Annotated in this window: 13 protein-coding genes; 11 read left to right on the forward strand and 2 right to left on the reverse strand. The window is 64.6% G+C overall.

The annotated features are described in order from the left end of the window. The first annotated feature begins 3 nt into the window (after nucleotides 1–3). The 3 genes from rnpA to yidC all read left to right on the forward strand — a co-directional run bounded on the left by rnpA (nucleotide 4) and on the right by yidC (nucleotide 2,518). On the forward strand, nucleotides 4–483 hold the full coding sequence (gene rnpA / locus CIC12_RS09430; protein ID WP_168663857.1) for a ribonuclease P protein component: 480 nt from the start codon (nucleotides 4–6) through the stop codon (nucleotides 481–483). Nucleotides 484–598: 115 nt separating this feature from the next. Further along, a complete protein-coding gene (yidD, locus tag CIC12_RS09435; RefSeq protein ID WP_168663858.1) occupies nucleotides 599–829 on the forward strand; it encodes a membrane protein insertion efficiency factor YidD in 231 nt (76 codons plus the stop codon). Nucleotides 830–859: 30 nt separating this feature from the next. Then, on the forward strand, nucleotides 860–2,518 hold the full coding sequence (gene yidC / locus CIC12_RS09440; RefSeq protein ID WP_168663859.1) for a membrane protein insertase YidC: 1,659 nt from the start codon (nucleotides 860–862) through the stop codon (nucleotides 2,516–2,518). Nucleotides 2,519–2,687: 169 nt separating this feature from the next. Here yidC and CIC12_RS09445 read toward each other — a convergent pair whose 3' ends face one another. Then, nucleotides 2,688–3,092, reverse strand: a complete 405-nt coding sequence (locus tag CIC12_RS09445) for an XRE family transcriptional regulator (protein ID WP_168663860.1) — start codon at nucleotides 3,090–3,092, stop codon at nucleotides 2,688–2,690. Between the two features lie 364 nt (nucleotides 3,093–3,456). On the opposite strand from CIC12_RS09445, the gene mnmE reads away from it, so the two are divergent. The 3 genes from mnmE to CIC12_RS09460 all read left to right on the forward strand — a co-directional run bounded on the left by mnmE (nucleotide 3,457) and on the right by CIC12_RS09460 (nucleotide 6,615). Continuing rightward, entirely contained in the window at nucleotides 3,457–4,851 is a 1,395-nt protein-coding gene (gene mnmE / locus CIC12_RS09450) for a tRNA uridine-5-carboxymethylaminomethyl(34) synthesis GTPase MnmE (protein WP_168663861.1), read from the forward strand. Nucleotides 4,852–5,024: 173 nt separating this feature from the next. Then, on the forward strand, nucleotides 5,025–6,230 hold the full coding sequence (locus tag CIC12_RS09455) for a tyrosine-type recombinase/integrase (RefSeq protein WP_168663862.1): 1,206 nt from the start codon (nucleotides 5,025–5,027) through the stop codon (nucleotides 6,228–6,230). Between the two features lie 127 nt (nucleotides 6,231–6,357). After that, nucleotides 6,358–6,615: a hypothetical protein gene (locus tag CIC12_RS09460; RefSeq protein ID WP_168663829.1), complete on the forward strand. Its 258-nt coding sequence runs from the start codon at nucleotides 6,358–6,360 to the stop codon at nucleotides 6,613–6,615. Nucleotides 6,616–6,705: 90 nt separating this feature from the next. Here CIC12_RS09460 and CIC12_RS09465 read toward each other — a convergent pair whose 3' ends face one another. Continuing rightward, complete coding sequence (locus tag CIC12_RS09465) at nucleotides 6,706–7,044, reverse strand: ecotin precursor (RefSeq protein ID WP_168663863.1); 339 nt, start codon at nucleotides 7,042–7,044, stop codon at nucleotides 6,706–6,708. Nucleotides 7,045–7,340: 296 nt separating this feature from the next. Between CIC12_RS09465 and CIC12_RS09470 the strand changes: the two genes are divergently transcribed. The 5 genes from CIC12_RS09470 to CIC12_RS09490 are packed head-to-tail and all read left to right on the forward strand — an operon-like array spanning nucleotide 7,341 to nucleotide 14,050. Next, the gene (locus CIC12_RS09470) at nucleotides 7,341–8,966 is read left to right on the forward strand and encodes a methyl-accepting chemotaxis protein (RefSeq protein ID WP_168663864.1); all 1,626 of its coding nucleotides are present in this window, start codon (nucleotides 7,341–7,343) and stop codon (nucleotides 8,964–8,966) included. Nucleotides 8,967–9,020: 54 nt separating this feature from the next. Continuing rightward, nucleotides 9,021–9,485: a chemotaxis protein CheW gene (locus CIC12_RS09475; RefSeq protein WP_168663865.1), complete on the forward strand. Its 465-nt coding sequence runs from the start codon at nucleotides 9,021–9,023 to the stop codon at nucleotides 9,483–9,485. After that, entirely contained in the window at nucleotides 9,482–10,945 is a 1,464-nt protein-coding gene (locus CIC12_RS09480; RefSeq protein ID WP_168663866.1) for a CheR family methyltransferase, read from the forward strand. The genes CIC12_RS09475 and CIC12_RS09480 overlap by 4 nt, the downstream gene beginning before the upstream one ends. Next, complete coding sequence (locus tag CIC12_RS09485; RefSeq protein WP_168663867.1) at nucleotides 10,938–11,633, forward strand: chemotaxis protein CheW; 696 nt, start codon at nucleotides 10,938–10,940, stop codon at nucleotides 11,631–11,633. Before CIC12_RS09480 ends, CIC12_RS09485 begins: the two co-directional genes overlap by 8 nt. After that, nucleotides 11,630–14,050: a hybrid sensor histidine kinase/response regulator gene (locus CIC12_RS09490; protein ID WP_168663868.1), complete on the forward strand. Its 2,421-nt coding sequence runs from the start codon at nucleotides 11,630–11,632 to the stop codon at nucleotides 14,048–14,050. Before CIC12_RS09485 ends, CIC12_RS09490 begins: the two co-directional genes overlap by 4 nt. Nucleotides 14,051–14,053: the final 3 nt, after the last annotated feature.

Here is a 14,053-nt window from a genome sequence, read left to right on the forward strand (position 1 = left end):
GCTGTGACCGAAGCCCGCGGCGAAGCGGGAGCGGCTGGGGCGCAGCAACCGGGCTCGGTTCCGTTGCGAGCGCACGCCGCGTTTCCCAAAGCCGCAAGGCTACTGAAAACGGATGAATTTTCATCCGTTTTTCGTTTGCGCCCATGGCGTCGAACCCCGCACTTTGTGGTCTACGGCCGGCCTACCGGCAACGATGCGCGCTTGGGCCTCGTGATCGGCAAGAAGTATGCGCCGCGCGCGGCCACGCGTAATCTGGTACGTCGAATCGCGCGTGAAGCCTTCCGGCTGCGTCGCGCGGAATTCGGCGGTTGGGATGTGCTGCTGCGATTGCACACGCGCTTCGACAAGAAGGCTTTGCCGAGCGCCTCGTCGCCGCCGTTGAAGGCGCTGTGCCGCTGCGAAATCGAGGCGCTGCTCGACAAGGCAGCGCGCGAGATTGTCCGTCGCGAGGCGCCCCCCGCGGAAGCGCCCCAGACGGAATGACGCTCAAGTGACCGCCCGTGTTGAAGTTTCGGCAGTTCAGGCCGCCTTGGCCGCCCTGCCGGACGGGCGTCACCCGGTACTCCACGTTGCGCGGCGCCGTCCGGCCGCATCAGCCATGCAAACGGTACTCATCGCTTTATTGCGTTTTTACAAGGTTGCCGTGAGCCCAATGCTCGGCAACCGGTGCCGTTTTTACCCTTCCTGTTCTGATTACGCGCGCGAAGCAATCCAGTATCATGGCGCCGCGCGCGGGACTTATCTCGCCGCCAGGCGTATTTGCCGCTGCCACCCGCTTTCCGCGGGCGGCATCGATCTTGTCCCGCCTCCCACTTCTGAAAAGCGCTGACGCGCCGTTCCATCGACACTGAGACAACGCATGGATATCAAACGCACCGTCCTATGGGTCATCTTTTTCATGTCAGCTGTCATGCTGTTCGACAACTGGCAACGCGACCACGGACGCCCGTCGATGTTTTTCCCGAGCGCCACGCCGACCAAGACCGTCGGTAGCGCCGCACCGGGAACCACGACGCCGGGAACCCAGCCGGCCGATCTGCCGGCCACCAACGCAGCGGCGCCCGGCAACGCGCCGGCGGCGACGCAATCGCAACTCGTGAAGTTTTCCACCGACGTCTATAGCGGTGAGATCGACACCCGCGGCGGCACGTTGTCGCGGCTTTCGCTCGTCAAGCAGGGCGACGGCAAGACACCGGATCTGGTGATCACGCTATTCGACCGCACAAACAATCACACGTATTTGGCCCGCACGGGTCTGCTCGGCGGCGATTTTCCGAACCACAACGACATCTTCACACTGATGCCGAATCAGCAGACCGAACTGAAGGGCGACGAGAAAACGTTCAGCCTGAGCTTCGAGTCGCCGGAGAAGGGGGGCGTGAAGGTTATCAAGACCTACACGTTCACGCGCGGCAGCTATGTAATCGGTGTCGAAACGAAGATCCAGAACGTCGGCAGCACGCCAGTCACGCCGTCGGTCTACATGGAACTGGTGCGTGACGACCAGCCTGTGGAAACGCCGCGCTTTTCGCACACGTTCATCGGACCGGCTGTCTACACCGACCAGCATCACTTCCAGAAGATGACGTTCGGCGACATCGACAAGAACAAGCAGGATTACGTGAACGCGGCCGACAACGGCTGGATCGCGATGGTCCAGCACTACTTCGCGTCCGCGTGGATTCCGCAGCAGGGTACGAAGCGCGACATCTACGTCGAGAAGATTGATCCGTCGCTGTATCGCGTGGGCGTCAAGCAGCCGCTGCCGACCATTGCGCCGGGCCAGACGGTCAACGTGTCGGCGCGTCTGTTCGCGGGTCCGGAAGAAGAGCGCATGCTCGAAGGCATCGCGCCGGGTCTGGAACTGGTGAAGGACTACGGCTGGGTCACGATCATCGCGAAGCCGCTGTTCTGGCTGCTCGAGAAGATCCATAGCTATGTCGGCAACTGGGGCTGGTCGATCGTGCTGCTCACGGTGCTGATCAAGGCGGTGTTCTTCCCGCTGTCGGCCGCGAGCTACAAGTCGATGGCGCGCATGAAGGCGATCACGCCGCGCATGCAGGCGTTGCGCGAACGCTTCAAGGGCGATCCGCAAAAGATGAACGCCGCGCTGATGGAGTTGTACAAGACCGAGAAAGTCAATCCGTTCGGCGGCTGTCTGCCGGTGGTGATTCAGATTCCGGTGTTCATCTCGCTGTACTGGGTGCTGCTGTCGTCGGTGGAAATGCGCGGTGCGCCGTGGATTTTGTGGATTCAGGATCTGTCGCAACAGGACCCGTACTTCATCCTGCCGATCCTGATGGCCGTCTCGATGTTCCTGCAGACCAAGCTGAACCCGACGCCGCCGGACCCCGTTCAGGCCAAGATGATGATGTTCATGCCGATCGCGTTCTCGGTCATGTTCTTCTTCTTCCCGGCGGGTCTGGTGCTGTACTACGTCGTCAACAACGTCCTGTCGATCGCGCAGCAGTACTACATCACGCGCATGATGGGCAAGTCGTCGGTGAAGCCGGCCTGACGGACTGTCTGAAAGGCGGCGGCAGAGAGAGGCCGCCGCCTCGCGCGTCAGGCCGAAGCAGGCCTGACGCTGACTAACCAGACAGCGACAAAAAAAGCCGCCCGGCGCAAACCGGGCGGCTTTTTTTTCATCGGCGCACGAATCTCGGACGGCGCCCTCGACTCGTCGATTACTCGTCGGCGTCTTCGCCGTAAAAGCGCTCGATCATCTCCTCGACCAGGTTGCGGTCTTTCGGCATCAGAGATGCGATCTTCGAAGCGAGTTCTATCGTTTCCGGCGTCGGTGGGTATTTCTCGCCACGCGCCATGGGTTTGCTGCTCGACCCGGGCGGCGGTCCATAGTGAAGCCAATGCTCCTTGACGTTCAACCATTCGGCTAACGTGCGCAGTTTGTCCGGCTTGGGGATCGTCGTACCCGTCAACCACTTGTGCGCGGTTTGCGGCGTGACGGGACGCTCGCCGTGATAGCGAAGGTTGAATTGCTCGGCGAGTTTAGTCCCGCCGCGAATCTTGAGCGGCTCTAGCAGATCCTTCAGCCGTTTGGCGAAGGCGGCTTTTTCTTTGTCGGTCGGCATGGGCCAGATTGTGCAATTCAGTATCCTCCGAGTTGACAACCAGGCAGGCTTACTATTAGCGTATTTGAGATAGTTTTAGCTTACGAACCGCGCCAGACAAAGCATTTCGGCAGTCGGAATTTTTTCTAGTTTTCTTTATTCTGCAGGCTTTCTAGCCTTCCGCTCGCCTTATCTCCCTTCGCTTTTCCTAAGATAACGTAGGAATAATCCTAGCTTATTTGAGATAAGCGCAGTTGCCGTCAGAGTCAGCGACAGCCGCATTGGCCATCCCCGCTGCGCAGTCGTCGCCCGCGCCCGCGTTACAATGCCTCGCGCTGTTTACCTGGCGCCGCGCCGCCCTTCTCTCCGCTTTTTTCGACGCCCCATGCTCACCACTGATTCCGATCCCATCGTCGCCATTGCTACCGCGCCCGGTCGGGGAGGCATCGGTGTCGTGCGGATTTCGTTCGGCCGCGCGGGAGTGGCGGCGGCCCAGCCGCTGATGAAGGCGCTCACCGGCCAGGCGCTCGCGCCACGCCACGCCAGCTACGTCCCGTTTCTGGACGACAGCGGTAAAGCGCTCGATCGGGGCATCGCACTGTATTTTCCGGCGCCGCATTCGTACACCGGCGAGCACGTGCTCGAATTGCAGGGCCACGGCGGACCGGTCGTGTTGCAACTCGTGCTGCAGCGCTGTATCGACGCCGGCCGCGCATTCGGCCTGCGTCTTGCCGAGCCGGGCGAATTCACCCGCCGCGCGTTCCTGAACGACAAGCTCGATCTGGCGCAGGCCGAAGCCGTCGCCGATCTGATCGAGGCCAGCACCGAGGCCGCCGCGCGTTCGGCCGGCCGCTCGCTCGACGGCGCGTTTTCGCGCGACATCCACGCGCTGGTCGAAGAGGTGATCACCTTGCGCATGCTGGTCGAGGCGACGCTCGACTTTCCGGAAGAAGAAATCGACTTCCTCGAAGCCGCCGATGCGCGCGGCAAGCTGACGCGCATTCGTGAGCGCCTCGCGCACGTGCTGAGCGAAGCGCGCCAGGGCGCGTTGCTTCGCGAAGGTTTGTCCGTGGTGCTCGCGGGCCAGCCGAACGTGGGTAAATCGTCGCTGCTAAATGCGCTCGCGGGCGCCGAGCTGGCCATCGTGACGCCGATCGCGGGCACGACCCGTGACAAGGTCGCGCAAACCATCCAGATCGAAGGCATTCCACTGCACGTGATCGACACTGCCGGTCTGCGCGATACCGAAGACGAAGTGGAGAAGATCGGCATTGCGCGCACCTGGAACGAAATCGAACGTGCGGACGTGGTCCTGCATCTGCTCGACGCGCGCACGGGCATGACCGCCGAAGACGAAACAATCGCCGGGCGCTTCCCGAGCGGTGTGCCGGTGGTGCGCGTGCTGAACAAGACCGACCTCACAGCCCTCGTGCCGGCGACCCAGGCGCTCGACCCGCATCTCGATCTTAGCGAGGTGCGTTTGTCGGCGAAACAGGGTGACGGTGTCGCACTGTTGCGCGCCGAGTTGTTGCGCATCGCCGGCTGGCAGGCCGGCGCGGAAAGCGTGTACCTGGCGCGCGAGCGGCATCTGATCGCATTGCGCGCGGCCGAGGCGCATCTGGCGACGGCGGCTGCCCACGCGGATCAGAACTCGCAGGCGCTGGATCTATTCGCCGAGGAATTGCGGCTCGCCCAAGATCAGTTGAACTCGATTACCGGTGAGTTCAGCTCGGACGATCTGCTAGGGGTGATTTTCAGCAGATTCTGTATTGGCAAGTAGTCGTGAAACTGAGATTTGTGGGCTTGCGCGCCTCGTAGGCGTTTTCACCGCTTCCAGGCATCGCATCGCAAACGACCTTCATTCACGTTGTTGACGCAAAAACCAAAGAATCTTTGGTACACAGCCACCCTAAGCGCTAAAATCGCCGCTGTCTGCGTCTCAACGATCCAAGCATGCCCCGCCTCGCTGTCCCCCTCACTGAATCCCAGATTCGCGCGCTCGAACCGCGCGCCACCCGCTATTGCGTCGCCGACGGCAACGGCCTCGTGATCGAAGTCATGACCACTGGCACCAAGGTCTGGCGCTTTCGCTACACGCTTAACGGCAGGCGGCAACCGCTCGCGACCATCGGCGACTATCGGATGATCTCGCTGCGCGTCGCGCGGGCCAAGGCGCAAAAATACGCGGAGATGGTCGCGCAGGGCATCTCGCCGGTCGCCACCGCCCGGCGCGATCGCGGCGCCGAAAGCAAGGCGGACGTGCTGCGCGAAGCCGCCGATCTCTACCTCGCCACCGCCATGGCCGGTAAATCGGCCGAATATCGCCGCACGACCCGGCGCGCACTCGACAAGGACGTATTGCCCGCGATCGGCGGCAAGCCGATCAACGCGGTCACCGCGGACGACATCGTCGAAATCTGCGAGCGGATCAAAAGCCGGGGCTCGCCGAAAATGGCGCTCCACACGCGCAACGTGGTCAAGCGCCTCTATGCCTATCTGATGGCGCGCCAGCTCGCGACCGGCAACCCGGCCGAGGTCGTTGCGGCGCGCTCGATCGCCACCTTCGACAGCCGCACCCGCGTGCTCTCCGGCGCGGAAATCGGCAGCATGCTGCGCGCGATCGACGCGTCGAGCATTCGCCGCCCCTTGAAACTGGCGCTGCATCTGCTCGTGCTGACGATGGTGCGCAAATCGGATCTGGTGGAATCGACGTGGGCCGAATTCGATCTGGACAACGCGCTGTGGACGATTCCCGCCGCGCGTCTGAACAGGGGCCGGGACCGCGTCGTCTATTTGCCGCATCAGGCGGTCTCGATGCTGCGTGAGCTTCACCGCGCCAAGGCCAGCCGAAAATTCGTATTCCCCAGCGTCCGGGGCGACGATCGGCCCATCGCGAAGAGCACGTTGAATCAGGCGGTCAAGGCACTCGGCCTCGACGTTGAACATTTCGTCCTACACGACTTCCGGCGCACCGCTTTGACGCATGCGCGCGAACTCGCGCAGGGAGAGGACGCGCCCGACGGCGTCTGCGCGCTTGGTGCCGACGCTCTCTCACACGAGGACAAAGCGGCGCAGCAGCGTCGAATCCTTCAAGGCTGGTCGGACTTCGTCGATCAACAGCTCGACACCGCGCGGCGCACGGTAACCCACCCGGCCTGACGAACGTTTCCGCCTTTTGCGATGGTTATTCTTAGGTACACAAGCCGCTCATACCTGTCGGCAAGCCAATGATCTGATTCAAAAATAAAATTGTCCGCCAGGTTTCACAGGTGAACTTTTGTCTGGCATGAAGCACGCCGCCAAATCGCTTCACACGATTCTTTTTTCCCCGATTTCCATCGCCTACACTGAAGCATCGATGCAAGCCGATACGGAGGTTCCGATGCCTGAGTCGTTGATCGCTTATTTGCTGGGGCCTGCCGTCATGATCGTGATCGGTCTTGCCATCTGGGCAGCGTCCCTCTATCACCGCACTACGAAGCCGCCAAGGCTCGAACGCTGGCTCGATACGCACTATGCTGAATGGCTGCATCAGAAACATTGAGCAAACGCTGAGCGGTGCATCAAATGCAAAGGCCGTCGCATCGAGCGACGGCCTTTTTTCTGCGGCACGCAGGATTGCGCGCTCTTGGGATCACCAGCCCGGTTGCGGCTGAGGTTGCGGCTGCCCGTATCCATACTGTGCCGGCGCCGGCGCGGCGCAGGCGACATAGCCGCGCTGGTACGGGTCATAGCAGTATCCCGGCGGCGGCCCCGCATAGACCGGAGCGGGTTGGTAAGCCGGCTGCTCATAGACAGGCTGCTGGTAAGCCACCACCGGCGCGGGCGTCAACGCGGAACTCACCACTGCGCCGAGCACGGCGCCGCCAATCAGCGCACCGACCACGTCGCCACCGCCATGACCGTGAGCCGAAGCTTGCCCGGCCATGCTCAGACTTCCCACCATCACCAACGCCACTGCGATCTTTTTCATTTTCAGCTCCCGCCGTTCAGGCATGGAAAGGATTGTGAAGGGAGTGCGTAGAAATAGATGCTGCAAGTGGTAACGGAACATTACGTTACAAACGCCCTCGCGAGTCGTCCGCCGCGCGCACCCGCAATTGTCAATTGCGAAACAATCTCCCGATCAATGTAGAATCCGCCGCATAAGCCGTCGGACAAATCCACCAATCCGACGACCCGCCAAGCTTACCGATCCGTCCATCATGGAACGGGCCGGTGTCAGGCAAGCCGGGATCGGGACCAAGCCAAAAAGTAAGGGGCGTGCGCGTGAAACAATGGACCATCCGTCAACGGATTCTGTGCAGCTTCGGGATCGTGCTGATCGTGATGCTGGCAATGGCAATCGTCACTTTCCAGCAGCTTGGCGCGATCGACAGCGACGCGAAGAGTCAGCAGCAGGACTCGATGCCCGGCCTCTACTACGCAACCGCGATGCGTGCGGCCTGGTTCGAGAACTATTCGGTGACGCAGCGTCTGATCTACGTCGACGCAGACCCCGACACCGTCAAGCGCGATGCCACGCGTTTGCAGGAAACCCAGCAGACGCTCCAGAAGCTGATCGACGACTACAGCTCGACCATCTCCCGCCAGACCGACCGGGACCTGTTCAACCATTTCCGCCAGCAGCACGCGCAGTACCTGCCAATCCAGACCGCGTTGCTCAACAACCTGCCGGCTTCGAAGGACAACGCCGCGCGCATCTTCAACACGCAGCTCACGCCGATCTGGGAAACCGGCCGGTTGTCGGTGCGCAAGCTGGTGGAAGACAACAAGAGCTACTCCGACCAGGCCACGGACAGCATCCGCAATTCGGTCGAGACCACCCGCATCGTGTTGCTCGTGATGCTGCTGCTCGCCGCGATTGCCGCCGTGCTGGCCGGTTACTGGCTGCTGCGCGCGGTGACCACGCCGATGGCCAAGGTGCTGCAAGTGGTCGACGTGATGCGCACGGGCGACCTGACGCAACGCCTGCATCTGAATCGCGCAGACGAGATCGGCGCGCTCGAAGCCGGTTTTAACCGGATGACCGACGAACTCACCGCGCTGGTCGGCCAGGCCCAGAAATCGGCAATGCAGGTCACCACGTCGGTAACGGAAATCGCCGCGACTTCGCGCGAACAGCAAGCCACCGCGAACGAAACCGCCGCCACCACGACCGAGATCGGCGCGACGTCGCGGGAAATCTTCGCGACCTCGCGCGACCTGCTGCGCACCATGAACGAAGTATCGGATGTAGCGGGCCAGTCGGCGGCGCTCGCGGGTACCGGCCACGCCGGTCTCGCGCGCATGGAAGAAACCATGCGCCTCGTGATGGAAGCGGCCGGCTCGGTCAACGCGAAGCTCGCGATCCTCAACGAGAAGGCCAGCAACATTAACCAGGTGGTCGCCACCATCACGAAGGTCGCGGACCAGACCAACCTGCTCTCGCTGAACGCGGCGATCGAAGCGGAAAAAGCGGGCGAATATGGCCGCGGCTTCGCGGTCGTGGCGACCGAAATCCGCCGCCTCGCCGACCAGACCGCCGTCGCCACCTACGACATCGAACAGATGGTCAAGGAGATCCAGTCGGCGGTGGCCGCAGGCGTGATGGGCATGGACAAGTTCTCCGAGGAAGTGCGGCGCGGCATGCTCGACGTGCAGAACGTCGGCGGCCATCTCACGCAGATCATCCAGCAGGTGCAGCAACTCGCGCCGCGCTTCTCGATGGTCAACGACGGGATGCAGACCCAGGCGACCGGCGCCGAGCAGATCACCCAGGCGCTGACGCAGTTGTCGGAGGCCGCGCAGCAGACGGCGGAATCGCTGCGGCAGTCAACTCAGGCGATCGACGATCTGACGCACGTCGCCAACAGTCTGCGCACCGGCGTGTCGCGCTTCAAGGTGGCGGCCTGACGCGCGCCGCAAGGCGAACCCGCCAGCGCCCGCTTCGTCACCGCTCACACGCCGATGCTTTTCATCCTCTTCACGCTCGATAGCGAACGCTACGTGATCGACGCGACGCAGGTGGAGCGTCTGATGCCGCTCGCGCCGCAATCGCCGCCGAAGGCGATTCCGGGCGCGCCGTCGTGGGTGGCGGGCGTGCTCGATTACGAGGGCACGCCGCTGCCGGTGATCGATCTGCCCGCACGGGCGCTCGGCCGTCCGGCCGCGCAACTGATGTCGACGCGCGTCGTGCTGGTGCGCTATCCGCATGCGGGCGCCGTGCGGCTGCTTGCGCTACTGCTCGAAGGCGCGACCCGCACGCTTCGTCTGGATACCGAAGCATTCCACGAGACCGGCATCGACGTGCCGCACGCGCGCTATCTGGGCCCGGTCGCGAGCGACGCGGGCGGCTTCGTGCAGTGGGTGCGCATCGAACATCTGCTGCCCGACGACGTCAAGGCGCTGCTGTTTCCCGAGGCGCACGCATGAACGCGCATCACGACAATGCGCCGCTCTATCGACGCTTCGCCGAACTGCTGCATCGAACCATGGGGCTCGACGCAGCGTCGCTCGGTCATCACGCAATCGAGCGCGCGGTCGATCAGCGCGCCGCCGCATGGCGCGCGCAGGGGCCTGCCGAGGCCACGCTCGCCGACTATTGGGACGCGACGCAGGCATCGCCAGCGATGGTGCAGGCGCTGATCGAAACCGTGGTGGTGCCCGAGACCTGGTTCTATCGGGACGCCGATGCGTTCCGTGCGCTCGTCCGCCTTGCGCACGAACGTCTTGACGAACGCGCGGCGGGACTGCCGCTGCGCATCCTGAGCCTGCCGTGCTCGAGCGGCGAAGAGCCGTATACGATCGCGATGAGCTTGCTCGACGACGGCATCGACGCTGCGCGTTTTCGCATCGACGCAATGGATATCAGCGAACGTTCGCTCGCGCTGGCGCAGCGCGCGCTCTACGGGCGCAACTCGTTTCGCGGTAATGCGTTCGCTTTTCGCGACACGCATTTCACCCGCTCCGAAGACGGCTGGCGTCTCGCGCCGCGCATCGTCGACACAGTACGCTTCTCGCGCGCCAATCTGATGCAGCTCGACGCGGCGGCGCTCGGCGTCTACGACTTCGTGTTCTGCCGCAACGTGCTGATCTACTTCGACCGTGAAACGCAGCAGACCGCGTTGCGCGCGCTCGACAGCGTGCTGGCGGAGAACGGCACGCTGTTCGTCGGTCCAGCGGAAACCGGACTGCTGATGCGCCATGGCATGCAGTCCGCCAAGATTCCGCTGGCGTTCGCGTTTCGGCGCGCCGCGCCCGCCGACGCGCCGTGGAACGGCCGGCACACCGCGCTGCTCGCCGGCGCCGCCGCCCTCGCGATGACGCATTCGCCGGCGCCTGCGCTCGCGCCTGCGCTGGCGTTCGCCGCCGAGCCTTTTGCATGGCCCGATCCGGCCGTGCGCGCAGCGCTCGACCAAGTGACGCGCAGCGCGTCGCTCGATGGTGCGGCCCAGTTCAATCTGTTCAACAACGGCATGACGCGACCTGCTGGCACGCCGCCGGTCCCCGCAGCGGCCGCGCTTAACTCGGCACCGCCGCAGAAAAGCGCTTCGCCGCTGAATGCGCCGAGCACCGCGGCACGCGACACACTTCAGGCCGCACACGCGCTGGCCGACGCCGGGCGCCTGACGGAAGCCGCCGCCGCGATCAACGCGTACCTGGAGCAGCACGCGCCGCACGCCGACGCGTTCTACCTGCTCGGCGTGCTGGCCGACGCCAACGGCGACGCCCTCCTCGCGCGCGGCCAGTATCGCAAGGCGCTCTATCTCGAGCCGCAGCACGCGGAAGCGCTCACGCATCTGGCGGCGCTGCTCGAACTCGAAGGAGATCGCGACGGCGCGCGCCGCCTGATGCAACGCGCGACGCGCGCACAAGGAGCGCCACGTGACTGACGATCGCAGGGCGGGCTTCGACGATTGCTGGAACCGCATCGGTGTGCGCGGCGATTCGTCGTGCGAGCGGCTGGCCGACTACGTGCGCTGCCTGAATTGCCCGGTGTTCGAAGCGGCCGCCGCCAAGCTGCTCGATCAGCCGATTCCGCGCGTGGATCTGTCACGCCATGACCTCCGCACGGCCGCCCAACCGCGGCACGACGCGCGGGGGACGAACGAATCGTTCCTCGTGTTCCGGATCGGCAGCGAATGGCTCGCGCTGCCGACGCCGATCTTCAAGCGCATCGTGCAGACGCGGCCGATTCACACGTTGCCGCACCGGCAAAATCGCGCGGTGCTCGGCGTGGTCAATGTGCGCGGCGAATTGCTGGTGTGCCTGGCGCTCACGCACCTGCTCGGTTTCGAAGCCGACACCACCACCGCTGCCGCGACGCGCGACAGCCAGCCGTCGCGCCACGATCTGCCGCGCCTGCTGGTGGTCTCGCGTAACGAAGAGCACGCGGTGTTTCCCGTCGATCAGGTAGACGGCGTGCATTGGCTCGCGCCGTCCACTTTCTGTGCGCCGCCCGCAACGCTGTCGCACGCAGCCGCGGCGCACACGCGCGCGGTCGCGCCGTGGCGCGGCATGAGCGTCGGCCTGCTCGACGCCGACGCGCTGTTCGACACGCTGAACCGGAGCCTCGGATGACCGACGACCCGCGCCGCCCGTCGTTGATCGATCTGTTCCGCGAAGAAGCGCGGACCCAGGCGCGCGTGCTCAACGACGGCCTGCTCGTACTCGACCGCGCACCCCACGACGCCGCCGCGCTCGAAGCCTGCATGCGCGCCGCGCATTCGTTGAAGGGTGCGGCGCGCATCGTCGGTGTGCAGGTCGGCGTCGAACTCGCGCATGCGATGGAGGACTGCTTCGTCGCCGCGCAGGAAGGCCGTGCGCTGCTCGACGCCGCGTGGATCGACCAATTGCTGCGTGGCGTCGATATCGTCGCGCACATCGGCAACGATGAAGACGAGTCGGCGCGTGACGCGGTCGGCGCATGTGTGGCTGCGTTGCAAGCACGTATGGAGAGGGTGGCGCCGCATGGGGCTTCGCTGCGGCGCGACGGGATGCCATCACCGGGTGCCGCAGTTTCAGCGGCTTCAGCGCCCGCGCCTCGCACGGTCATCGAACCATCGGCGGCCCGGGTCGATACGCCCGGCAAGGCCGACGCCGACGCTGATGCCGCGTTCAACCTGCTGGCCGACGCGCTGCGCGCGGAAGCCACGCCGACAGTCGTGCCCGCCACACCCGCGAGCACTGCGGCCGACACACCCACCGCACGGGCCAACACGAACAGCACAACCAGCACCGCCAACGACCCCGGCCGCATGCTGCGGGTGCGCGCCGACAACCTCGACCGGCTGCTGTCGCTGTCGGGCGAATCGCTGGTCGAATCGCGCTGGCTGAAACCCTTCGCGCAATCGATGCTGCGAGTCAAACGCGTGCAGCGCGACAGCACCCGCGCGCTCGATCGGCTGCACGAAACGCTTGCCGGCCTGAAGCTCGATCCGCGCGCGCACGCGGCGCTCGAAGAACTGCGACGCCTCACCGCCGAATCGCAGCATCTGCTGGCCGAACGTCTCGCCGATCTGGAAAGCTTCGATCGCCGCTCGACGCATCTGTCGCAACAGCTTTACGACGCCGCGCTGCAATGCCGGATGCGCCCGTTCGGCGACGGCACCGGCGGACTCGCACGCATGGTGCGAGACGTCGCGCGCGCGCTCGGCAAGAAAGTGCGCTGGCAACCGGTCGGCGAATCGACCCAGGTGGACCGCGACATTCTCGATCTGCTCGAGGCGCCGCTCGGCCACCTGCTGCGCAACGCGCTCGACCACGGCATCGAAGCACCCGCCGTGCGGCTCGCGCGCGGCAAAGCGGAGGAAGGCACGCTCACGCTCGACGCGCGTCACACGGCCGGCGCGTTGCTGATCACCGTCTCAGACGACGGCGCGGGCATCGACCTCGCCGCGCTGCGCGCGTCGATCGTGCGCAAGAAGCTGGCGAGCGAGGACACGGCCGCGCGTCTGTCGGAAGCCGAGCTGCTGGAATTTCTGTTCCTGCCCGGCTTCTCCCTGCGCGATCAGGTAACCGAAGTGTCGGGCCGCGGCGTCGGACTGGACGCGGTGCACGACGTCGTCAAACGCGTGCGCGGCACCGTGCGCATCACCCACGAGCCGGGTCTCGGCACGCGAGTGCAATTGCAACTGCCGCTCACGCTGTCGGTGATCCGCAGCCTGCTGATCGAAGTCGCGGGCGAGCCGTACGCAGTGCCGCTCGCGCACGTGAACCGTACGCTGCACGTGAGCCGCGCGGACATCGAATTGCTCGAAGGGCATCAGCACATCGCGTTCTCGGGGCGGCGCATCGGCGTCGTCACCGCGCACCAGATTCTCGACACCGCGCCGCCCGCCAATGAAGACGGCGCCGTCTGCATCATGGTGATCGGCGACGGCCCGCAAACCTACGGCGTGGTAGTCGACCGTTTTCTCGGCGAGCGGATGCTGGTCGTGCAGCCGCTCGACCCGCGTCTGGGCAAGATCCGCAACATCACGGCCGGCGCGCTGATGGAAAACGGCGATCCCGTGCTGATCGCCGACGTGGACGACTGGCTACGTTCGGTCGAGCGGCTCGTGGCGGGCGGCGATCTGCGGCACGCGCAGCATGGCGGCACGTCGACGGCGCAGCGCGTCGTCCGGCGCGTGCTGGTGGTCGACGATTCGCTCACCGTGCGCGAACTCGAACGCAAGCTGCTGGCCACGCGCGGTTATGACGTGACGATTGCGGTCGACGGCATGGACGGCTGGAACGCCGTGCGCGGCGAACGCTTCGATCTCGTCATCACCGATATCGACATGCCGCGCATGGATGGCATCGAACTCGTCACGCTGATCAAACGCGACCCGCAACTCCAAGCGCTGCCGGTGATGATCGTGTCCTACAAGGATCGCGAAGAGGATCGCCGCGCGGGTCTCGACGCGGGCGCGGATTACTATCTGGCGAAAGGCAGTTTTCATGACGAAGCACTGCTCGATGCGGTGCGTGATTTGATCGGCGAGGCCTACGGGTAAACG

The sequence above is a fragment of the Paraburkholderia sp. SG-MS1 genome, from assembly GCF_012275575.1.
Lineage (GTDB): Bacteria > Pseudomonadota > Gammaproteobacteria > Burkholderiales > Burkholderiaceae > Paraburkholderia.

Coding starts and splice junctions, on each gene's coding strand:
- yidC (WP_168663859.1), top strand. CDS start 860: ATGGATATCAAACGCACCGTCCTATGGGTCATCTTTTTCATGTCAGCT.
- CIC12_RS09455 (WP_168663862.1), top strand. CDS start 5,025: ATGCCCCGCCTCGCTGTCCCCCTCACTGAATCCCAGATTCGCGCGCTC.
- mnmE (WP_168663861.1), top strand. CDS start 3,457: ATGCTCACCACTGATTCCGATCCCATCGTCGCCATTGCTACCGCGCCC.
- CIC12_RS09475 (WP_168663865.1), top strand. CDS start 9,021: ATGCTTTTCATCCTCTTCACGCTCGATAGCGAACGCTACGTGATCGAC.
- CIC12_RS09445 (WP_168663860.1), bottom strand. CDS start 3,092: ATGCCGACCGACAAAGAAAAAGCCGCCTTCGCCAAACGGCTGAAGGAT.
- yidD (WP_168663858.1), top strand. CDS start 599: ATGCAAACGGTACTCATCGCTTTATTGCGTTTTTACAAGGTTGCCGTG.
- CIC12_RS09490 (WP_168663868.1), top strand. CDS start 11,630: ATGACCGACGACCCGCGCCGCCCGTCGTTGATCGATCTGTTCCGCGAA.
- CIC12_RS09460 (WP_168663829.1), top strand. CDS start 6,358: ATGAAGCACGCCGCCAAATCGCTTCACACGATTCTTTTTTCCCCGATT.
- CIC12_RS09465 (WP_168663863.1), bottom strand. CDS start 7,044: ATGAAAAAGATCGCAGTGGCGTTGGTGATGGTGGGAAGTCTGAGCATG.
- CIC12_RS09480 (WP_168663866.1), top strand. CDS start 9,482: ATGAACGCGCATCACGACAATGCGCCGCTCTATCGACGCTTCGCCGAA.